Annotated in this window: 17 protein-coding genes; all 17 read left to right on the top strand. The window is 66.2% G+C overall.

Annotated elements, in window-relative coordinates; translation table 11 throughout:
* Positions 1–854: FecR family protein (locus tag C666_RS11720; protein ID WP_004338951.1), on the top strand; the 854-nt coding region annotated here is incomplete at its 5' end.
* A 127-nt stretch (positions 855–981) separates the two neighbouring features.
* Complete coding sequence (locus C666_RS11715; RefSeq protein WP_004338948.1) at positions 982–3,408, top strand: TonB-dependent siderophore receptor; 2,427 nt, start codon at positions 982–984, stop codon at positions 3,406–3,408.
* Between the two features lie 72 nt (positions 3,409–3,480).
* A complete protein-coding gene (locus C666_RS11710) occupies positions 3,481–5,196 on the top strand; it encodes a PepSY-associated TM helix domain-containing protein (protein ID WP_004338947.1) in 1,716 nt (571 codons plus the stop codon).
* A gap of 4 nt (positions 5,197–5,200) precedes the next feature.
* Positions 5,201–5,515, top strand: coding sequence for a hypothetical protein (locus tag C666_RS11705; RefSeq protein WP_004338943.1), 315 nt, complete (start codon positions 5,201–5,203; stop codon positions 5,513–5,515).
* 231 nt (positions 5,516–5,746) lie between these two features.
* The gene (locus C666_RS19350) at positions 5,747–6,799 is read left to right on the top strand and encodes an AraC family transcriptional regulator (RefSeq protein WP_004338942.1); all 1,053 of its coding nucleotides are present in this window, start codon (positions 5,747–5,749) and stop codon (positions 6,797–6,799) included.
* Between the two features lie 206 nt (positions 6,800–7,005).
* Complete coding sequence (locus C666_RS11695; protein WP_004338940.1) at positions 7,006–8,001, top strand: DmsE family decaheme c-type cytochrome; 996 nt, start codon at positions 7,006–7,008, stop codon at positions 7,999–8,001.
* 15 nt (positions 8,002–8,016) lie between these two features.
* Positions 8,017–10,728, top strand: a complete 2,712-nt coding sequence (locus C666_RS11690; protein ID WP_004338939.1) for an MtrB/PioB family outer membrane beta-barrel protein — start codon at positions 8,017–8,019, stop codon at positions 10,726–10,728.
* Between the two features lie 69 nt (positions 10,729–10,797).
* The gene (locus C666_RS11685) at positions 10,798–11,424 is read left to right on the top strand and encodes a c-type cytochrome (RefSeq protein WP_004338937.1); all 627 of its coding nucleotides are present in this window, start codon (positions 10,798–10,800) and stop codon (positions 11,422–11,424) included.
* Positions 11,421–12,128 carry a c-type cytochrome gene (locus C666_RS11680; RefSeq protein WP_004338935.1) on the top strand — a complete coding sequence of 236 codons (708 nt, stop codon included), beginning with the start codon at positions 11,421–11,423 and terminating at the stop codon, positions 12,126–12,128. The genes C666_RS11685 and C666_RS11680 overlap by 4 nt, the downstream gene beginning before the upstream one ends.
* Before the next feature lie 114 nt (positions 12,129–12,242).
* Positions 12,243–14,276 (top strand): PAS domain S-box protein, encoded by a 2,034-nt coding sequence (locus tag C666_RS11675; protein ID WP_004338934.1) that lies wholly within the window; start codon positions 12,243–12,245, stop codon positions 14,274–14,276.
* Between the two features lie 97 nt (positions 14,277–14,373).
* Positions 14,374–15,027 (top strand): response regulator transcription factor, encoded by a 654-nt coding sequence (locus C666_RS11670; RefSeq protein WP_004338932.1) that lies wholly within the window; start codon positions 14,374–14,376, stop codon positions 15,025–15,027.
* Between the two features lie 190 nt (positions 15,028–15,217).
* On the top strand, positions 15,218–15,562 hold the full coding sequence (locus C666_RS11665; protein WP_004338930.1) for a c-type cytochrome: 345 nt from the start codon (positions 15,218–15,220) through the stop codon (positions 15,560–15,562).
* Between the two features lie 28 nt (positions 15,563–15,590).
* Positions 15,591–16,547, top strand: a complete 957-nt coding sequence (locus C666_RS11660) for a DmsE family decaheme c-type cytochrome (RefSeq protein WP_004338928.1) — start codon at positions 15,591–15,593, stop codon at positions 16,545–16,547.
* 16 nt (positions 16,548–16,563) lie between these two features.
* Positions 16,564–18,741, top strand: coding sequence for an MtrB/PioB family decaheme-associated outer membrane protein (locus tag C666_RS11655; protein ID WP_004338926.1), 2,178 nt, complete (start codon positions 16,564–16,566; stop codon positions 18,739–18,741).
* Between the two features lie 97 nt (positions 18,742–18,838).
* Positions 18,839–19,642, top strand: coding sequence for a cytochrome b/b6 domain-containing protein (locus C666_RS19345; RefSeq protein ID WP_004338924.1), 804 nt, complete (start codon positions 18,839–18,841; stop codon positions 19,640–19,642).
* A gap of 152 nt (positions 19,643–19,794) precedes the next feature.
* Positions 19,795–20,421 (top strand): cytochrome c biogenesis heme-transporting ATPase CcmA, encoded by a 627-nt coding sequence (gene ccmA, locus C666_RS11645; protein WP_004338923.1) that lies wholly within the window; start codon positions 19,795–19,797, stop codon positions 20,419–20,421.
* Positions 20,415–21,083 (top strand): heme exporter protein CcmB, encoded by a 669-nt coding sequence (gene ccmB, locus C666_RS11640; RefSeq protein WP_004338922.1) that lies wholly within the window; start codon positions 20,415–20,417, stop codon positions 21,081–21,083. The genes ccmA and ccmB overlap by 7 nt, the downstream gene beginning before the upstream one ends.
* Positions 21,084–21,112: the final 29 nt, after the last annotated feature.

Below are 21,112 nucleotides of genomic sequence, written 5' to 3'. Positions count from 1 at the left end.
TTGCTCCGCAGCCTGCCCGCGGCGAGGGGTGTGCGCCGCCGGCCCCGCCCGAATCGGCCGGGCGCCGCGCCTGGCTGCTTGGCCTGCCGCGCTTCGCACCGGCGGCGCTGGCCGTGACCGGGCTGGCCGGCGGTTGGCTGGGTTGGGCGGCCTGGCAGCGCTGGCCGCTCCACGAACAGCGTTTCTCAACCGCGCGCGGCTCCACCCGCGAAGTCGTGCTGCCGGATGGCAGCACCCTCTGGCTGGATACGGCGACCCAGGCCGAGATCGCCTATTACCGCGGCGGCCGCGAAGTGCGCCTGAGCGGCGGGCAGGCCATGTTCGACGTGCGTGCCGACGCCGGACGCCCCTTCCACGTGCTGGCCGGCGCGCTGCGCATCACCGTGGTTGGCACCCGCTTCTCCGTCCGCCATGCTGCTGGCGGCATGTTCGGCCAGGGTGTGTACGTCAGCGTCGAAGAAGGGCGCGTGGCGGTCGTTCGCAGTGGCGGGCCGGCCACGCTGTTCCAGGTCGCCGAAGCGATCGAACTCGGCGCCGGGCAATCCGTCGCCGCTGATGCGCAAGGGCATCTGGGCGCCGCTGTCCGGGCACCGGACGGCGAACCCGCCGCCTGGCGCCATGGCCGCATCGATTTCGCCGATGCCACCCTCGGCCAGGCACTGGCTGAATTCGAGCGCTACGGCCCGGTGAGTCTCGTCGTGCGCGACCCGGCCGTGGCTGCCCTGCGCGTGCATGGCAGTTTCGCCTGGCGCGAACAGGATGCCTTCGCTCGCGCGCTTCCGCGCGTGCTGCCCGTGCGCCTGCGGCGACTGGCCGACGGGCGGGCGGAAATCGTCGGCAAGGGGCGGGAGTAGCGCGCCTCCGGGCATGCGCAAGACGCGGCCCGCGAAAAAAATACCTGGGACCTCAACACATCCGGGGCTGGTGCGTCTTCTTTGGGTTCGGGAACAATTCTCAATACCATCAAGGAGGCCGTACCCCATGTTCCACCGCCGTTTCCATTCCGCTCCGCTGGGCGTGGCCTGCGCCCTGGCATTCGCCGTCATGGGCGCCACGGCACAGGTCCACGCCCAGGAGTCCGCCTCCATAGTGGTTTCACTGAAAGCGCAGTCCCTCGGCAGCGCGCTCAACCAGCTCGCCAACCAGGCCGGACTGCAACTGCTGGTGAGCCCCGAGGTGATCGCCGGCCGGCAGGCCCCCGCCCTGTCTGGCGAAATGACGGCCCGCCAGGCCCTCGACCGCCTGCTGGCGGGCAGCGGGCTGGTGGCGGAGATCAACGGCAAGGAGGTGGTTGTGCGGCGCGGGGCCGGTGGCGCGTCGGGGGAAGCCGTGCTGGCGCCGGTCAGGGTGATTGCCGGGATGGTGCATGACGCTACCACCGAAGGCTCTGGCTCCTACGCGGTCCGTGGTTCGACATTGTTCAAGGGGGCGCAGGCGCTCAAGGACATCCCGCAGTCGATCACCGTGATGACTCGGCAGCGGATGGACGACCAGGGGCTGGATACGCTGGACGAGGTGCTGGCCAACACGCCCGGCGTCACCCTGTTCAGACGCTACGGCGGCAGCACCGACTTCGTCATGCGGGGCTTTGCCACCGGCAACGTCCAGTACGACGGCATTCCGACGAACCGTGAAGGGGGGCTGGGCAATACCTTCGTTTCCAGCACCTTCCACCTGGATCGCGTCGAAGTGCTGCGCGGCGCGCAGGGCCTGCTCGAAGGTGCCGGCACACCCTCCGGCGCGATCAACCTGGTGCGCAAGCGCGGCCTGGCCGAGACCGCCTTCAATGTCGAGGGCCGGGTCGGATCGTGGGACAACTACGGCGCCCGCCTGGATGCCGGCGGCAGGCTCGACCAGGACGGCAAGGTCCGCGGCCGGGCCGTGCTGGATTACGAGGACAAGGGCTCCTTCATCGACACCCTCTACGAGCGCAACCTGAATTTCTACGGGGCGCTCGATTTCGATCTGTCTCCGGACACCACGGTCGGCGTCGGGATTCTGCACTCGAAGATCAAGGGCAACCGCCTGATCTACGACGGCATCACGCGCTATGCCGACGGCCGGGAACTTGGCCTGCCCCGTTCGGCCCAGCCCTGGGCGCGCTGGAACGACGCCAAGCGGACGGAAACCCAGTTGCTGCTCGATCTGGAACACCGCTTCGGCGCCGACTGGAAGCTGAAAATGGCGGGCTCCTATATCCACGAAGAATACGAGGCGATCAACTCGACGCCGAATGGAACGGTCCCCGTCGGCGGTGGCACCGTCAGCGGTTTGGGCTACAGCTTCGACCTGAAAGGCAGGAACGTCAGCTTCGACGCCAACCTGTCGGGCAAATTCGAGGGCCTGGGCATCGATCACGAAATCGTGCTTGGCGCCAACTACGCCCGGCACAAACACGACGATGCCTACGTGCAGTACCGCAATCACTACAACTACGATGTGTTCGATCCCCGGCCCGATGTTCCTCCCTTGGGCACGACAGCCCCGACGCGTATTGCGCATGCCGACAAAGACACGGAGCAGAAGGGCATCTACGGCATGCTGCGCAGCCGCCTGACCGATCGCCTGTCGCTCATTCTCGGGGGGCGGGCCAGCTGGTACGAGTATGCCAACGTGCCGAATTTCACCGCGAGCACCCGCATGAAGGAAGACGGCGTGTTCACCCCCTACCTCGGTGCCGTCTATGCCCTGACGCCGCAGTGGTCAGTGTATGCGAGCTATGCGGACATCTTCCAGCCGCAAAGCGTGACCGACGTCAATTTCCAGGTCCTGAAACCCATCGTCGGCACCAACTATGAAGCCGGGATCAAGGGCGAACTGTTCGACGGCGCGTTGAACGCCTCCCTGGCCGTCTACCGCATCGACCAGGAGAACCGGGGCGTCCTGGACTACGACGCGCCCCGGATCTGCGGCAGCACCGGGGCTGAATGGTGCTCCAGGGCCGCGGGGGAAGTCCGCAGCGAAGGGTTCGACCTGGAAGCACACGGCCATCTGACCAAGGATTGGCAAATCAGCGGGGGCTACACCTATAACCGCAACAAGTACCTGGAAAACGATACCACTCCGGCCCAAGTCGGCAAGCCGTTCAACTGGGACCCCAAACACATCCTGCGCGTCTGGTCGGACTGGCAACTGCCCGGCGGCTTGAGCCAATGGCGCATCGGCGCCGGGGTCAATTACCTCAGCAAACAGGAATACCCATTGACGACGACCCAGATCGTCACGCTGCAGGATGGGTATTCGATCTGGAATGCCCGGGTGGCCTATCAGATCGACAAGAACTGGTCCGCCGCGCTGAACATCGACAACCTGTTCGACAAGCACTACTACTCGTACATCCGCAATTACTCGACCAACTACGTCGGCGCGCCGCGCAATTTCCTGCTGACCGTGCGCGGCAGTTTCTGATCCCGCATCTATCCGCCTGACTCGAAGCCGGGGCATCGGCAATGCCCCGGCTCGAGCACCAATGGTCTTCCCATGAATCGAGCCCCATCCTCCGCCCGCTGGTGGTTTCTGGCCCATAGCTGGCTGGCGCTGCCCGTCTGGGCTTTCCTGTTCTTCGTCTGCCTGACCGGCAGCATCGCCACTGTCAGCCAAGAGATCGTCTGGCTGGCCGATCCGGCGGTGCGCGCCAATCCGCCCGCCGCCGATGCCGAGATGCTGGGCTACGATGCCATCCTCGCCGTCATTGCCCGCGAGCATCCCGAGGCCGTGGTGCGGCGCATTTCCCGCCCGGTGAAGTCGATGTTCGCGTGGACGGTGCAGGCGGAGTATCCCGACACCAGCCTGGTCAACCATTACGTCAACCCTTACACCGGCCACATCCAGGGCAGCGAGCCGGAGGGGTTTTCCTTTCGGCAGTTCATCCGTGCCTTGCACGGCTGGCTGCTGGTACCGTTCAAGGAGGGCGTCAGTCCGGGCTGGTACGCGGTTTCACTGTTGTCCCTGCCATTGCTCGGATCGCTGGTCACCGGGTTGGTGGTCTACAAGCGTTTCTGGCGCGGTTTTTTTCGTCCTCGTCTGCGCATCGACCGCGGCAGCCGCGTGTTCTGGGGCGACCTGCACCGGCTGGCCGGCATCTGGTCGATTCCCTTCATCCTGATCATGGCCGTCACCGGGCTGTGGTTCCTGATCCAAGGGGTGTTGAGACACGCGGACATCGAATTGCCGTCGACCAGCCCGGCGCTGCCGCTGATCCTCTCTCGCGACGATGTGCCGCAGGCGCAGCCGGGCGGCCAGGTGGCGCGCATCGGGCTGGACCGGGCGGCGCAAATCATGCGGGATACCTTTCCCGACGTCGATGCGTCGTTTTTCTCCTTGGGCGAAAGCGCTTTCAGTCCGATCCGCGTCGTCGGCCAGGCGGCTTCCTGGCCACTGCTGACGGAAAGCGTGTGGATCAACCCTTATTCCGGCCGGGTGGAATTCGCGCGCAGCATCGCCAATCGTTCCGGGCTGGAAATCTTCACTCAATCGATGCGTCCCTTGCATGCCGGCGATTTCGTCGGCCTGGGCCTGAAACTGGTGTATTTCGTCTGCGGTGTGCTGTTGACCGCAATGGTCGGCTCCGGCCTGCTGATCTGGACGAAACGCACTGCCAAGGCGACGGCGGCGGCATTGAAGGGCAGGCAGCGCGAGGGTGACGAAAGCATCGATGCACCGTTGCCGGCGTCCTTGGCGCCGCCCGAAGGCAATGCGCCCGCGCGTTGGTGGAAGCGCTGGCGCTTTCACCTGAGCGCGCTGCTGCTGATTCTGCCGGTGGCCTGGCTACCGCACTATCTGGCGCAGGAGAAACCCGCTGCCAAGACGGGCCTGGGGCAGCGGGTAGCGGCTGAATTCGAGGTGGGGCCGTGGTCGGTGACGCTGGGCGAATGGCGCGTCGAACCGCCCAAGCACCACGATGACGAGTACGACAAAGTGTTCACTCTGGCCGTGTGCCAGGCCTGCATTCCGCAAGTGAAGGCCGCCTACCTGCGCGTCGGCAGGCCGCGTGGCGACGTGCGTACGTCGGGGGAACTGTTTTCGGGCAGCCCTTACCGGCGCTTCGCCAATGTCCAGATCCCCGCGGATGTTCGCCCGGATGCCGACCTGTGGCTGACGCTGGAAGGATGGGACGGCACTAGGCACCGCGCGGCAATACCGCTGGTGCTGGCTTCGCCGGCGACGGCGCAGTGGGCAGACGAAAGGAGTCGATGAAGCGATGAAGAAAGGATATTGCGTCTTTGCCGGCCTGCTGATGATCTGTTCGCAGCAGGTGCTGGCGCATGGCTACGAAATGTTCGGCGACTGCATCCGCCAGGATGCGAAAACCATCCGCTGTACCGGTGGCGTCAACGGCAAGCCGCTGCCGGGGCTGCGCATCGATGTGTTGAGCGACGATGACGCGATTCTCGTGCGCGGGAGACTCGATGCCGACGGGGCCTTCTCCTTCGACACACCCGCCGTACCCTTCTACGTCCTGATCGAGGCGAAACCGGGGCTGGTGGTGGAGATCGACGACTGGGAAATCGATTGACATGGTTTTCCATGCCGAAGGGGTGAAGTGCCCGTGAGGCCTGGCATGGCGGGCTGTCGGGCAGGGTGTCGACACTGTTGCCGAAGTGCGACAGTCTTCTCCTGCCGGCCGGGCCGGGCGGGTCCATTTCGGCCAGAAGGCTTCCGGTTCGTAGTACAAGCTTCGGGAAAGGCCGCAACAGGCGGTTACAAAACAAGAAGCATTCCTGTCACGTCTGGAGGAGATCCGCCGATGACCGAGATAGTCGCCGCAGAAGCGAGGCCCGAACACGAACGCATTGCGCAGTGCTGTAGCGATATGGGGGCGCTGCTGCAGTCGGGCCATCAGATCGAGCCGAACGGTTTGGCGCCATTCGCGATGCATTTGAGCCACTTCCGCTTCGGCATGCTGGAAGTGTTCGAGACCCGGGGCTCGCCGCATACCCTGCAGGTGCGCGGCTGCAGCGACGGCGTCGCCGTGCTGCTGAACGTGGCCGGCACCGGGTCGGTGCGGCAGGGCGGCCGCGAGGCGCGGCTTCAGCCCGGATCGCTGCACCTGCTCGATGACAGCCAGCATTTCGCGCTGGAGCTGAGGGACGATTTCCATCACGTGGTGCTGCGCGTGCCTTGTTCCAGCCTGGAGACGGCGATGCGGGACTGGCGGGCGCTGACCGTTTCCTGCATGGCGTCCTGTTGCGGCTCGGCAGCGGTATTCGCCGGCACCCTGCGCAGCATCTTCATGCAGCGCCAGACCTTGGCGCCGTCCGACTTCAAGAGTTGCGCGGATGCCGTGCTCGGCTTGCTGGGCGGCATGCTGCGCAGTTTTTCCCGCCAGGTGCAGGACGACGCCTCCGCGGTCGAGGCTTACCACCTCGAGCGGGTCAAGGCCTTCGCGCATGGCCGGCTGGCCGACCCCGACCTGGATGTGAAGCTGATCGCCGATGCGGTCGGCCTGTCGCCGAGCTACATCCACCGCCTTTTCGCGCGCAGCACGATGACGCTGATGCAGTGGATCACCGCCGAGCGGCTCGATGCTTGCCATCGCGAGCTGTCCGCGCCGGGCAGGCTCAGGCGGCCGGTCTATCTGATCGCCCAGGAATGGGGGTTTTCCAACCAGGCCCATTTCAGCCGTGTCTTCCGCGCCCGCTTCGGCGTCAGCCCGAGCGACGTGAGAGGCGGGATCGCGCCCTGTTGCAGCGGCGCGGCGCCGTGTACCCAGGAGGCGGGGACCGATTGCGCAAACATCGGTTCACTTTCCGGCAAGGCGCGTGTGCGGAAGCAGATTAGACTCGTTCCAAACTTGTAACCACCTTGTTACAGCCCGGAGCTGGCCGCAGACAGTCAGGCGGCCCGCCCGGGGACAAGCCAGAGGAGGGTGTCCGGTCATATGTCCGCCGCTGCAGCGGCGCTGCGGATATCGGGCTGCGTTTCCCCTCCGTTCACCCTTGGAGTGCCACCGGTTTTTAGGTGGCGGCCGTAATGCGTCGGCATTGCAGGCGAGGAGACGACGATATGAAGCTTTCCGGTGTATTTCCAGCCTTGCGGGCGGTACTGACGGCCGCTGCCCTTTTCGCGGGCGGCGCGGCGGGCGCGGCGGACGAGCCGGCCCGGCATGCCACCTACGTGGGTGAGCAGGTCTGCGTTTCCTGTCACCAGGTCGAAGAATCCCACTTCGGCCACACCCTCCACGCCAAGATCTTTCGCCAGAACCCGAAGAACGAGACCGAGCGCCAGGTATGCGAAGCCTGTCACGGGCCGGGCTCGCTCCATGCCGAGAACATGGGCAGCGAAGCGGCCGACCCGGTGGCGCAGGGCGGGGAGGCCTGGGACAAGATCGTCGACAAGTCGCTGATCATCGGCTTCACCAAGTCCTGGGGCACGCCGCTCGACAAGCAGAACGGGCAGTGCCTGAGCTGTCACGAGGGCGGTCAGCGCATGCACTGGCCGGGTTCCGCGCACGACCTGAACAAGCTCGCCTGTAGCGACTGCCACAACCCGATGGCGCGCTTCTCGGGCACCAGCCTGCTGAAGAAGCAGAGCATCACGCAGACCTGCGAAAGCTGCCACTCGCAGCAGCGCGCGGAATTCCGCAAGCGTTCGCACATGCCGGTGCCGGAAGGCAAGATGAGCTGCGTCGATTGCCACAATCCGCACGGCACGACGACCGCGCCGCTGCTCAAGGCCGATTCGGTCAACGACCTCTGCTACAGCTGCCACGCCGAGAAGCGCGGTCCCTTCGTCTGGGAGCATGCGCCGGTGCGCGAGGCCTGCACCAACTGCCACACGCCGCACGGCAGCAACCACGACAAGCTGCTGCAGGTGGCCCGTCCGGCCCTGTGCCAGCAGTGCCATGCCAACACCAACCATCCGTCGGTGTTCTACAACACCTCGCAGATGGCCGGCAACGACACCGGCCTCAACTCCCGCGTCATGGGCCGCTCGTGCCAGAACTGCCACACGCAGGTCCATGGCAGCAATCACCCGGCGGGTGCCCGCTTCCAGCGCTGATCGGAGGGATTCGACATGAACAACGTCAATGCGAATTGCGCGGCCGTCCGCCTCTCCGTCCAGCCGCAGGTCCGGATGCTGAGCGTCCTGGTGGGCGCGGCGCTGGCGATGATGGCCGTCGAGCGCGCCTGGGCCGACTCCGCGGTGGGGGCCGATACCTCGCTGGGGAATGCGCTCAACCTGGCGCCGGTGAATCCGCTGACCTACACCAGCGGCTACGATCCCGACGGCCTGAATGGCGAGCCGATCGCGGCGCGCACGCCGACCGGGCAGCTCTACAGCGTGCCCAAGGTGCCGAGCGATCGCGTCCATAGCACCACCGGCGGCTGGGAATACCTCGGCTTCGTCGAGTTCGGCGTGACCCACGTGTCGGGCGATCACCGAGAGCAGGGCTTCAAGCGCTACAAGGACGTCGGCAATGGCGGCTACCTGAGCGCCTTCGGCGTCTCCGCCGAGAAGGCGGACACCGCCCACTACTTCGAAGTGGTCGGCGGTGGGGTCGACCGCGACGACCAGTTCTACGGCGCCACCTTCGGCCGCTACAACGACTGGCGGGTGAAGGCCTTCTACAATGAAACGCCGCACGTGTTCACCACCTCGTTCCGCTCGCTGTGGAACGGCGCCGGCAGCGGCAACCTGACGCTGAAGCCCGGCCTGACCGCGGGCGGCAGTGGCGACCTGGCGGCGGACAACCAGGCCATCACCGCGGTCGCGCAGGCCAACACCAACACCGAACTCGGGCTGGTGCGGAAGAAGGGCGGCCTGCGCCTGGACATGAACCTGACCGACAACCTGAAGGTCTTCGCCGGCTACTCGCTGGAAAAGCGCGAGGGCGCGCGGCCCTTCGGTTCGGTGTGGGCCGGCGGCGGCGGTCAGGCGCCGATGGAGGTGATCGAGCCGATCGACTACGAGACGCACGACTTCGTCGGCGGCCTGTACTACACCGACCCGCTGAACAGCTTCAACCTGCAGGCGTCGGCGTCGTTGTTCCGCAACAACATCGACACGCTGAGTTTCGAGACGCCGCTGCGGGTGACGCCGGGCACGATCACGGGGGCGACGCCCGGCATGTTCACCGCGGGCCGCTTCGACCTCTATCCGGACAACGAGGCCTACAACATCAAGGCCGAGTACGCGCGCAAGCTGCCTGACCTGATGAACGGGCGCTTCACCGCCGTGGTGTCGATGGGTTCGTCGCGCCAGGACGACGACCTGGTCCCGTACACCACCTATTCGGGCCTGCGGCCGACCAACGTGTCGACGGCCAACTGGGACAGCACCGACTCGCTCAGCCGCCAATCGGCCGATGCCCGCATCGACACCCGGCTCGTCGACCTCGGGCTGTCGCTGAACCCGACCAGCCGCCTGAACATCAAGGCCAAGGCGCGCTACTACGAAACCCGCAACCACACCGACTACCTGGCCTGCAACCCCAACGCTGAGTACATCGACAGCGGCGACGGCACGCCCGGCGGCGTCAGCGCCTTCGGCTGCACCGGGGTGTGGGGGCGCATGATCAACGACGGCAGCAACGTGTCCATGCTGTACGGCGGCAACGGGGCGGCGGCCGGCAACATCCCCATCCGCAGCGTGCCGTACGACTACCGGAAGCTGAACACCGGGTTGACGGCGGACTGGCGGCTCAAGACTTCCAGCATCAACGCCGCCTACGAGCGCGAGATTTACGCGCGCGACCACCGCGAGCGCGACAAGACCTGGGAAGACAAGTACAAGCTCGGCTACGTGAATCGCAGCATCGAAGACACGACTGTGCGCCTGTCCTTCGCCCACGATCGCCGCCGTGGCAGCAGCTACCACACGCACCATCCGTACGCGAGCTTCCTGAGCGGCCATATCGTGCCGATGCCGGAAGCGGCGGGCTCGAACGTGCAGTCGTGGGTGGTGCACATGAACAACGGCATGCGCAAGTACGACCTCTCCGACCGCGACCAGAACACGCTCAATGCCCGCCTCAACTACATGCCGCGCGAGGACCTCGACATCGGCCTGTCGGCCCAGCTCAAGGAGATCCGCTACCCGAGCTCGGACTACGGGCGCAGCGGCAAGCAGCGGCAGAACTGGTTCAACGTCGATGTCGACTGGCAGTACAGCCCGGCCAGCAACGTCTACGCCTTCTATTCCTTCCAGCGCGGGACGCTCGACCAGCGCTCGGTGCCGAGCGGCGGCGGCACCGGCTGCCTGATCGGCGCGTCGAGCCTGATGGGCGTGATCACGCCCGAGAACGCGGAGGAAATCTGCCAGAGCCCGAACTCGGGCGCGGTGTTCGTGGCCGGCAACTTCTGGGAGCTGGACCACAAGGACCGCAGCGACACCCTGGGGCTCGGCCTGCGCCACGACTTCGGCAAGGTCAAGTTCGACATCAGCTACACCTATGCCAAGAGCAGGACCGAGATGAAGTACTCGCTGCCGGCCAATGCCAACGCGGCCACGATCGCCGCCGCGGGCAGCGGCTTCCCGGACCTGACGACCAGCCAGAACATCCTCGAGGCCAACCTGCTGGTGCCGGTGACCAAGACGGTGTCGGCCCGCCTGCTGCTGCGCCACGAGTACGGCAGGTATCGCGACTGGCACTACAGCGGGCTGGAGTCCGATCCGGTCGCCGTCAATGCGCCGGGCACCGCGCTGCCGACCGCCGTCATCCTCGATGCCGGTCCGCAGAACTACCGGGCCAGCCTGATCGGCCTGTTGCTGCAGATCAGGCTGTAAGACGCATGCGCCGACTTTCCCAGCCGGTCGAGATCGCCACGATGGAAGCGGTACAGGAGGCAAAGTGAGATGAAGCATTCGAGAATGATCGCAGCGGCGGCCTGTGCCGGCCTGCTGCTGGCCGCCAGCTCCGCCTCCGCCGAGGTGGTCGGCGACCTCGAGCGCGGCAAGGCCGTTGCCGCCGAGGTCTGCGTCGCCTGCCATGGCGCGGACGGCAACAGCCCGGTCCCCATGTTTCCGAAGCTGGCCGGCCAGCATGCCGACTATGCCCTGAAGCAGTTGCAGGAGTTTGCCAGCGCGCGGCGCCAGAGCGACATCATGAAGCCCATCGTTGAGGGCCTGAGCGCCCGCGACATGGCCGATGCGGCGGTGTTCTTCGCGTCGCAGCAGCCCTCGCCGGGCCAGGTCGACGATCCGTCGATGCTCGAAACCGGGCGCCGGGTCTTCAACGAAGGCAATCCGGACCAGGGCGTGCCGGCCTGTGCCGGCTGCCATGGCCAGAACGGCGTCGGCAACGCGCGCTACCCCCGGCTCGCCGGGCAGCATCCGACCTACGTGCTCGACCAGATGCAGCAGTTCGCGGACGGCCGCCGCACCAACGACAAGCGCCTGATGCAGACCATCGCCAGCCGCCTCGGCGAGACCGAAACCCGCGCCGTGGCGGAGTACATCGCCAGCCTGGAGGCCAGCAAATGAAATCCGCACTTTCTGCCATGTTCGTGCTGGCCACGGCCTGTAGCACGGCCCTCGCCCAGCCGGACGCCGCGCCGCGCGCGCCGGGCATCGAATCCAGCGGCTACGTGTGGAACCAGCCCGATCCCGACAAGGATGCGGCGCTCGCCCACCGCCCCGACATCGAGCAAGGCAAGATCGCCTACGAGATCTGCCAGGGCTGTCACCAGTCGGACGGTTCGGGGCGGGCGGATGCCATCTACCCGAGCCTGGCCGGCCAGCATGCCTCGGTGCTGATCAAGCAGATGATGGATGTGCGCGCGGGGCGCCGCGACAATCCGAAGATGCATCCCTTCGTCGGCGAGTGGGTGGTGTCGGTCGAGGAAGTGGCGAACATCGCCGCCTATCTCAACCAGTTGCCGATCTCGCTCGACAACGGCAAGGGCAGCGGCAACCGCCTGGAGCGCGGCCGCGAGCTCTACGAAAACGATTGCGCGAGCTGCCACGGCAAGAACGGCGAAGGCAACGCGACAGAGTTCTATCCGCTGGTGGCGCACCAGCACTACGCCTATCTGTACAAGGAGGCGGTGATGATCCGCGACGGGGAGCGGCGCAACGCCAACCCGAAGATGGTCATCTTCATCCGCGACTACAGCAACGAGGACCTGAAGGCGGTCAGCGACTACATGTCGCGGCTGACGCTGCCCGCGGGGACGCGCCAGCCTTGATTTGCGGCGGCCGGGCCCGGGGGCCCGCGCCGCCGTTTCGTGATGCGCCGCAGAAGCCGGCTTCTGTCTTAGAATCTGTTACCAAATATTGGCCGGCCAGCCGGCCGGAACAGAATGCCGCAGTCGGAGCGCGCGGGCTGGTTGCAGCCCCCCATCCTCGCAGTCGCCGCGTTGACGGCCTTGATTGTCAGTGCCCTGGTGCTCGGTGCCGGGCTGGTGCTCCTCGAGTTGCGCCGCGCCGAGCTGGAACGGGCCCGCGCCGAGATCCACAGCCTGGCCGTGATACTCGCCGAGCAGAGCAGCCGGGCCTTCGAAGGCGCGACGGTGGCCTTGCGCGGTGTGCAATACCGTTTGTCCGACACGATCGGCCAGAGCCTGCCGCTGGACAGCTTCCCGGTGCAGGCCCTGCTCAGCGCCCGCTCCGCGGGCCTGCCGCAGATCCGGTCGATATTCGTCATCGACCCGCACGGATACCCGACCAATTCCTCGCTGCCCGGCGGCCCCCCGCCGGATTCGCTCGCCGACCGCGATTATTTCCGCCGCGCCGCCGCCGCCGGCAGCGAGGAGCTGGTCATCAGCGCGCCCATCCTCAGCCGCGCCGACGGCCGCTGGACGCTGATCATCGCCTGTAGGCTGGATGATCCGGAAGGCAATTTCCGCGGCGTGCTGGCGGTGTCGATCCTGATCGACTATTTCGAGGGGTTCTACAGCCGGGTCGACCCGCGGGTGAGGCGGCGCATCGAGCTGCTCGACGGTAGCGGCGTGCTGGTGGCGGGCGCGCCGCCGGATCCGGTGCTGACCGGCAGGCCCACCGCCATGCTGCCCGCCGGCCTGATGCCCGGCCCCGGCGTCTCGGGCGAGGTCGTCATGGTGACCGAGGCCTCGCATGGCCGGAACCGTTTCATCGCTTACCGGGCCGTACCGCAGTATCCGCTGGCGATTTCAGTCGCGATCGACGAGGACGACGCGCTCTATGCATGGCCCCAGATCATGCGTCCGATCGTCGGCGGCGCGGTGATCGTCTCGTTGTTGATCCTGGTCGCGGCGGGCGGCCTGATCTGGAGCTTGCTGCGGCACGAGGAGGCGGAGTCGGAACTGCGCGAAAGCGACGAACGCCTGCGCCAGATGCTGCAGTCGGTGACCGACGGCATCGTCATTCTCGACGAGTGCTTCGCCGTCGTGCTCTGTAACCGCGCCGCCGAGCACATGTTCGGCTGTGATGCCGCCAAGCTCGTCGGCCGTCCCTTCGAGGACTTGCTGGCGCCGCCGTCGCGGGCGGTTTTCGTGCGTATCGCCGGGGTCTGGCGCGATGCCGGCCTCGGCGAGCGGGGCGGGCTGGGGCAGGCCGAGATGCGCGGCCTGCATGCCGATGGCAGCGAGTTTCCGGCCGAGTGCAGTTTCTCGGCCACGGTGTTCCGCGACAACCGGATCTTCACCGTCGTGCTGCGCGACCTCACCGAGCGCAGGAAGAGCGACGAGAACCTGCGCGTCACCAACCAGCGCTTGCTGGAGCTGTCCACCGCGATGCAGAACGTGCGCGAGCAGGAACGCGCCGACGTCGCCCGCGAGATGCATGATGAGCTCGGCCAGCTCCTGACCGGCATCCGGCTGGAGCTGTCGTGGCTGGGCGGGCGCCTGCCGGCGGATCGGGCCGATCTCAGGGAAAAGGTCGGCGTCATCAAGGGCCAGCTCAGCCAGACGATCGGCTCGGTGCGCCGCATCACCTACCAGCTGCGCCCCTTGATCCTTGACGACCTCGGACTGGTTGCGGCCATCTCCTGGCTCGTCGACGATTTCTCGAAGCGCACCGGGGTGGGCGTGACGCTCGACGTGGATGAGCGCGACGAGCCGCCGCGCGGCGGCAGCCAGGCCTTGTCGTTGTTCCGCGTGCTGCAGGAGTCGCTCACCAACATCATCAAGTACGCGCATGCGCGGGCGGTGTTGATCGAATTCCGCCGCGATGGCGATGATTGGAGGCTGACGGTATCCGATGATGGCGTCGGCTTCGTCGTGGACGATGTGCGCAGGACCGGGCTGGGGCTGCTCGGAATGCGGGAGCGCGCGCGGGCCAATGGCGGCGTGCTGTCGGTATTCTCCGTGCCCGGCGAGGGGACGCGGATCGAGATGCGGATCCCGGTGCAGTCCTGAGCCAGGCTGCCTGCGCCGGGTAGCATCGCGCATGCGCAGCGTGGCTTCGGCAGGGGATGCCTGCCGGAAAATTTTGCAGACAAGGAGAAGTCGCAGCATGGGAAAACTGCAAGTGCTACTGGCCGACGACCACGCCATCGTCCGCGACGGCCTGAAGCAGATTCTCGCCGAGACCGACGACCTGAGCGTCGTCGGCGAGGCGGCCAATGGCATCGAGGTCGTGCATATGGTGCGCAGCCGCGCCTGGGACCTGCTCGTGCTCGACATCTCGATGCCCGGACGCAGCGGGCTGGACCTGATCCGGCTGGTCAAGGACGAGCAGCCCGGCTTGCCCATCCTCGTCCTCAGCATGCACCAGGAGGAGCAGTACGCGGTGCGTGCGCTGCATGCCGGCGCCGCGGGCTACGTCACCAAGGAAAGCGACTGTGAGCTGCTGCTGCACGCTATGCGCCGCGTTGCGCATGGCGGGGTGTATGTCAGTGAGAAGGTGGCTGAGCTGATGGCGCGCGCCCTGCGCCCGATCGGTACCGTGCTGCCCCATACGCTGCTGTCGGACCGCGAATACCAGGTGTTCGGCATGCTGGTCCAGGGCCACGGCCTGACCGAGATCGCCACCGAACTGTCGCTGAGCGTGAAGACCATCAGCACGCACAAGACGCGCATCCTGCAGAAGATGGAAATGGGCAACCTGTCCGAACTCGTGCGCTATGCCATCGCCCATCACCTCGTCGATCCCGGCGACCTGTACTGAGGCCTTCTCTCCGCCGGATCCCCGGCGGCCGCGGCACGGGACGGACGCGCCGCAGCATTAGGATATTTCCTACAGGTACTTTAATCCCTTTCCGATGTAGGGTTTTTCCGGATCGGAACACAATCGCACTGTCGTAGCCGGTTTTCCCGTCCGGCGCGCGTTTTCGAACCACCTGTGCGAGAGATCCGAAATGAAAGCCCGCCTGTTCCGTACCGCCCTGTCCGCCGCCTGTACCGTCTTGTTCCTTGGCGCGTCCGCTTCGCACGCCATGGATGACAACGAGGTCAAGTCCCTGCTGAAGAAGAACAACTGCATGAAGTGCCATACGCCGGAAAAGGCAAAGGACGGCCCTTCGTACAAGGAAATCGCCGCGAAGTACCGCGACAAGCCTGATGCCGCAGCGGAAATCCACAAGCACGTGACGACCTTCGGCAAGGTGGAGATCAAGGGCAAGCAAGAGGACCACGAGCCGCTGAAGACGAAGAAGGAAGACGAGATCAACGCCGTCGTCCAGTGGATTCTGTCCCGTCCGTAAGCCGTCCGATTGCCCCGGGGGTACCTCCATGTTCAAAACGATAAAGAAGGGGCTGCTCGCGGCCCTGATGATCGCGGGTGTCGGCACTTTCGCGCCTTCCGCGCTGGCGCAGGAAGAAGCGCAGGAGGGCGAGGACATCATCTATCAGGGTGATGCGAAGTGCACGAGCTGCCATGACGAATACGAGGTCGCCCCCGTATTGTCGATCGCCAAGACCAAGCACGGCGTGACGAAGGACGGCCGGGTGCCGAGCTGTACCACCTGTCACGGAGAAAGCGAAGCGCACGTCAACAAGCCCGAGGACGTGCAGGTGCGTCCCGCGCCGGACGTCTTCTTCAGCAAGAAATCGCATCTGACGGCCGAGCAGCAGAGCGCGACCTGCATGTCCTGTCACCAGGGCGGCAAGCACATGAACTGGAACAGCAGCACCCACGCCGCGCGCGACGTGTCCTGTACCAGCTGCCACCAGGTGCACACCGGCCACGACAAGGTGCGCGACGAGCTCGAGCAGCCGCAGGTCTGCTACAGCTGCCACAAGCAGCAGCGCGCCGAGCTTACCCGTCCCTCGCACCACCCCATCCCCGAAGGCAAGATGACGTGCTCGGACTGCCACAACGTGCATGGCGACAATCCCAAGCAGTTGCTCAGGAACAGCGTCAACGAGACCTGCTACAGCTGCCACATGGAGAAGCGCGGCCCCTTCGTGCACAACCACCAGCCCGTCGCCGAGGATTGCGGCAGCTGCCACAACCCGCACGGCACGACGACCGCCAGCCTGCTCAAGTCCCGTCCGCCCTTCCTGTGCCAGGAATGCCACAGCCAGAGCAGCCACCCGAGCCAGGCCGCAGGCCTGCCGACGGCCTCCGGCGTCCTGGGCAGCACGGCCACGGGCACGGTCGCGCGCGGCTGCCTGAACTGCCATACCAACATCCACGGCAGCAACAGCACGCAGGACGCCATCACCACCCGGCGTTTCCGCTACTGAGCGAGGGAGAGAAATCATGCACATTACGACGAGCGTGTTTCGCCTGACCGCTCTCTCCGCCGCCTTGCTGGCCGTCTTCGGGCCGGCCCAGGCGGATGACGAACGCGACGCGCTGATGAAGCCGCAAAGCTCGGTTTCGGTCGGCATCGGCAACTGGTCCGGGGACCGCTACCAGCAGGGCATGTACGATGGCATGCGCGAAGGCCAGGCCTACGGGCTGATCGATGCGGACATCGTCAGGCTGGATGCCGATAACGGCACGTGGTGGAAGCTCGATGTCCGCAATCTCGGCATCGACGGCAGCGAGAAGATCCGCGGCGAATACCTGCGCCAGGGCGACGTCGGCATCTCGCTGGGCTTCAAGCGCATCACGCGCGACAACCCGAACACCTTCAATACCTCGCTGCAGACGAGCAATGGCGGGGCGACGCAGGTTCAGGGCCATGGCTCGCTGCTCAAGCACACGGTCAGGCCGAGCAGCGAGCGCCAGATCAGCACCCTGGGCCTGTACAAGAACCTGATGCCCGGCCTCGATTTCCAGCTCGACTTCAAGAACGAGGAGAAGACGGGCTGGCGCAGCAGCGGGCTGCGCCCTTCCAGCGGCCTTTCGCCGACCTTCCTGCTCGAGCCGATCGACAGCACCACCCGCCAGGTCGATGCGGTGCTGAACTACACTGCGGAAAAGCTGCAGTTGTCCGGGGGGTACTACGGGAGCTGGTACAGGACCCGGCGCGACATGGTGACCCATGCCAACAGGCTGGCCGATGGCTCGCTCAGCGGCACCACCTACTTCACCCAGCCGCTCGACAACCAGGCGCACCAGATCTACCTGAACGGCGGCTACAACTTCACGTCCAGCACCCGCGCCACCTTCAAGCTGGCCTATACCCGCGCGACGCAGGATGACCGCCTGCCGACACAGGGCCTCGGCATCTCGGTGGATGGCTCGCCGTCCAGGCTGGACGGCCGGGTCGACACCAAGCTGTTCCAGCTCGGACTGACGTCGCGGCCGACCAAGGAGCTGTCGCTGCTGGCCAATCTGCGCTATGAGGATGTCGACGACAAGACGCCGACCAGCCGTTTCATCCAGGTCAACCCCGCGTGCGGCGTCAACCAGTGCATGAACTACATGCCGGTTTCCAACGAAACCCTGACCGCCAAGCTCGAGGCCAGCTACCGGCTACCGTCCGACTACCGCGTCACCCTCGGCGTGGATGAGCGCCAGCAGGACCGCAAGGTTTCGGTGGTCGACGGCGCGGGCGGACCGGATGCGCAGCGCGTCGTGCCGATGCGCAAGGACGTGGATGAAACGACGTGGCGCCTCGAACTGAGGAAATCGCTCTCCGAGGTGCTCAACGGCTCGCTGTCCTATCTGTACAGCGAACGCTCCGGCTCGAGCTGGGTGCGCGCGAACAGCACCTACAACACCGACAACCAGGGGTTCGCCCAGTTCAGCAACCGGATCAGCCCCCTGAACATCGCCGACCGCGACCGTAACAAGGTCCGCCTCGCCCTCGACTGGATGCCGCTGGAAAACCTCTCCCTCCAGTTCAACATCGAGGACGGGCGCGACAAGTACGAGCACGACGACAGCTACGACGCCGCCGTCGCCGACACGCGGCCCTTCGGCCTGCACAAGGGCACGACACGTCTCTACAGCCTGGATGCGGCCTATGTGCTGAGCGATACGTGGCGGCTCAACGGCTGGTACTCGTACGACCAGAGCAAGGCGCGGCAGCGCAACGCGCGCGCGGCCAACGGCGGCGGCAGCCCGGCGATTCTCGATACCGCGCTCGAGGACGTCGGCCACTCGTTCGGGCTGGGCGTGCGCGGCGAGGCGATGTCGCAGCTCAAGGTTGGCGCCGACCTGGAGTGGACGCGCAGCACCAGCAAGTACGACCAGCGCGTCAGCTTGCTGCCCGGGGGAAGCACGCTGCTGCCGGCGAACTTCTCCGGCGACCTGTCCGACATCGACAGCCGCTTGTTCAGGGTGAGCGTGTTCTCGTCCTACGTCATCGACGACAGCGCCGAGGTGCGCGTCGACTTCATCCACGAGCGCTGGAAGACCAACGACTGGACCTGGTCGCTGGCCGACGGCTCGCCGTTCAGCTATGCCGACGGCACGTATGTGAGCGTCAAGCCCAAGCAGACGGCGAATTTCATCGCCGTGCGCTACATCTACACATTCCGTTGAGCGGCAGGGTTCGCGCAGGGCGTTCCGGCCGTCCATCCCCAAGATGGATGGCCGGGCGTCGGCCGAGGATTTCCTTCATTTGCCTACCGAGAAAATCATGAGCACTCAAGCAACGGGCACGCCTCCGGCCCGGGTATTCGTCAAGGTCTGGGACCCCATCGTCCGCATCGGCCACTGGGTCATGGTGTTGTGCTTCGCCGCGCTGTACATCAAGTCCGACAAGTTTCCGCTGCACGTCTATGCGGCCTACGTGATCATGGGCTACATGCTGTTCCGCGTGGTCTACGGCTTCGTCGGCCCGCGCGCGGTGCGTTTCTGGACCTTCATCTACAGCCCGAAGACGATGGTCAAGTACGGCGTCGATTCGGTGGTCGGCCACCCGATGCACACGATCTCGCACAATCCGCTGGGCGGAGCGATGGTGTTCGCGCTGATCTTCATCATGCTTGGCACCTGCGTGCTGGGCCTGATGCTGTACAGCGCGGGCCAGGAAATGGGGCCCCTCGGGGACATGGTGCCGAGCGACTGGGAAGACGAGTTCACCACGTTCGCGCTGTTCGGCCAGGAAATCACGGTCGGCCTCAAAGACCTGCACATCTGGTGCGGCAACATCGCCGCCTCGCTGGTCACCCTGCACCTGATCGGCAACTGCTGGGCCTCGGCATGCCACAAGACCAACCACGTCCTCGGCATGATCACCGGCGTGAAGGACGCCGAGGTGACCGACCCTGAACTGAAGCACTACACGCAGGTGCCGGCGCCGCGCTTCGCCAGCAACCTGACCGGCTCGGTCGGGCCGGTGTTCACCGAGATCATCCTGATCGCCGGCATCCTGATCTGCATCGTGTGGCCGCTGATCGAGCTGTTCGCCTGGGTGAACCGCTTCATTCCTTCCTACTGATCGGGTCCGGCGCCTGGCGGTCCGCGGGGCGGCATGCCTCGCGGACCGCGTCGCTTCGGGACAAGGGCGCGGCTGCCCGAGGGCGGGCGCGGCGGCGTAGTGTGCCGAACAAACGCGAGAGCCGCGGTGTTCCTCGCTATAATCGTTTCCCCATGCTCGAAGCCCATGATCTCGCCTGTCTGAAAGGCGATCGACTGCTGTTCCGCGAACTCGCCTTCTGCCTGCAGGCGGGCGATTTGCTGCGCGTCGCCGGGCCCAACGGCGTCGGCAAGACCAGCCTGCTGCGGCTGGTCACCGGCCTGGCGCTGCCCGAGGCGGGCGAGATCCGCTGGCAGGGGGCATCGATCCGCCGCGAGCGCGAGGCCTTCCACCGCGAACTGCTCTACCTCGGCCATGCGCCGGCCATCAACGACTTGCTGAGCCCGCTCGAGAATCTGCGCTTCGCCTGTGCCGCCGCGGGCGACGACAGCGACGAGGCGTCCTGTACGCGGGCGCTCGAGCGCATCGGACTCGCGGACCAACTCGACCTGCCGTCCCGCGTGCTGTCCCAGGGGCAGCGCCGCCGCGTCGGCCTGGCCCGGTTGTTCCTGTCCGCGCGCCGCGCGCTGTGGGTACTCGACGAGCCCTTCACCGCGCTCGACGTCAATGCGGTGGCCGACCTGGCGCAGGCCTTGTCCGAACACTGCGCCGGCGGCGGCATGGTGATGCTGACCACTCACCAGGACGCTCCGTTCACCCGGACGCCGCGCGTGCTCGACGTCGGAGCCTACGCATGCTGAGCACCTTCCTCGCCGTGCTGCGCCGCGACCTGCTGCTGGCCTGGCGCGGCCGCGCCGACGTGCTGGTCACGCTCGCCTTCTTCGTCATCGTCGTCTGCCTGTTCCCCTTCGGCGTCGGCGCCGAACCCAACCAACTGCGGGCGATCGCCCCGGGGGTGCTGTGGGTCGCCGCGCTGCTCGCCTGCCTGCTGTCGCTGCACCGTCTGTTCGCGCAGGACTATTCCGACGGAACCCTGGAGCAGCTTCTCCTGTCTAGCGAACCGGCTGCGCTATGGGTCACGGCCAAGGTGCTGGCGTTCTGGCTCAGCACCGGGCTGCCGGTGGTGGCGGTCGCGCCCGGGCTGGCACTGTTGCTTGACCTTGAGCAAGGCGCCTTGCCGGTGCTGGTCTTAAGTTTGGCCCTGGGTACGCCGATCCTGGGGCTGCTCGGCGCGGTCGGTGCCGCGCTGACGCTGGGCCTGCGCGGCGGTGGCATGCTGCTGGCCCTGCTCGTGCTGCCCTTGTTCGTGCCGGTGCTGATCTTCGGCGCGGGCGCGGTCGAGGCGGAGATGTCCGGTACCGGCGCCGCGGCCCACCTGCTGCTGCTGGGCGGGGGGCTGGCGGGGGCCTTGGCGCTGGCGCCGTGGGCCTGCGCCGCGGCGCTGCGGATTTCGACGGATTGATGATGAACCCCGAACCGGCGGCGGGCTTG

Source organism: Thauera linaloolentis 47Lol = DSM 12138, from assembly GCF_000310205.1.
Classification (GTDB): Bacteria; Pseudomonadota; Gammaproteobacteria; order Burkholderiales; family Rhodocyclaceae; genus Thauera; species Thauera linaloolentis.
This window is presented reverse-complemented; position numbering and strand designations above follow the sequence as displayed.

Coding starts and splice junctions, on each gene's coding strand:
- C666_RS11715 (WP_004338948.1), top strand. CDS start 982: ATGTTCCACCGCCGTTTCCATTCCGCTCCGCTGGGCGTGGCCTGCGCC.
- C666_RS11710 (WP_004338947.1), top strand. CDS start 3,481: ATGAATCGAGCCCCATCCTCCGCCCGCTGGTGGTTTCTGGCCCATAGC.
- C666_RS11705 (WP_004338943.1), top strand. CDS start 5,201: ATGAAGAAAGGATATTGCGTCTTTGCCGGCCTGCTGATGATCTGTTCG.
- C666_RS19350 (WP_004338942.1), top strand. CDS start 5,747: ATGACCGAGATAGTCGCCGCAGAAGCGAGGCCCGAACACGAACGCATT.
- C666_RS11695 (WP_004338940.1), top strand. CDS start 7,006: ATGAAGCTTTCCGGTGTATTTCCAGCCTTGCGGGCGGTACTGACGGCC.
- C666_RS11690 (WP_004338939.1), top strand. CDS start 8,017: ATGAACAACGTCAATGCGAATTGCGCGGCCGTCCGCCTCTCCGTCCAG.
- C666_RS11685 (WP_004338937.1), top strand. CDS start 10,798: ATGAAGCATTCGAGAATGATCGCAGCGGCGGCCTGTGCCGGCCTGCTG.
- C666_RS11680 (WP_004338935.1), top strand. CDS start 11,421: ATGAAATCCGCACTTTCTGCCATGTTCGTGCTGGCCACGGCCTGTAGC.
- C666_RS11675 (WP_004338934.1), top strand. CDS start 12,243: ATGCCGCAGTCGGAGCGCGCGGGCTGGTTGCAGCCCCCCATCCTCGCA.
- C666_RS11670 (WP_004338932.1), top strand. CDS start 14,374: ATGGGAAAACTGCAAGTGCTACTGGCCGACGACCACGCCATCGTCCGC.
- C666_RS11665 (WP_004338930.1), top strand. CDS start 15,218: ATGAAAGCCCGCCTGTTCCGTACCGCCCTGTCCGCCGCCTGTACCGTC.
- C666_RS11660 (WP_004338928.1), top strand. CDS start 15,591: ATGTTCAAAACGATAAAGAAGGGGCTGCTCGCGGCCCTGATGATCGCG.
- C666_RS11655 (WP_004338926.1), top strand. CDS start 16,564: ATGCACATTACGACGAGCGTGTTTCGCCTGACCGCTCTCTCCGCCGCC.
- C666_RS19345 (WP_004338924.1), top strand. CDS start 18,839: ATGAGCACTCAAGCAACGGGCACGCCTCCGGCCCGGGTATTCGTCAAG.
- ccmA (WP_004338923.1), top strand. CDS start 19,795: ATGCTCGAAGCCCATGATCTCGCCTGTCTGAAAGGCGATCGACTGCTG.
- ccmB (WP_004338922.1), top strand. CDS start 20,415: ATGCTGAGCACCTTCCTCGCCGTGCTGCGCCGCGACCTGCTGCTGGCC.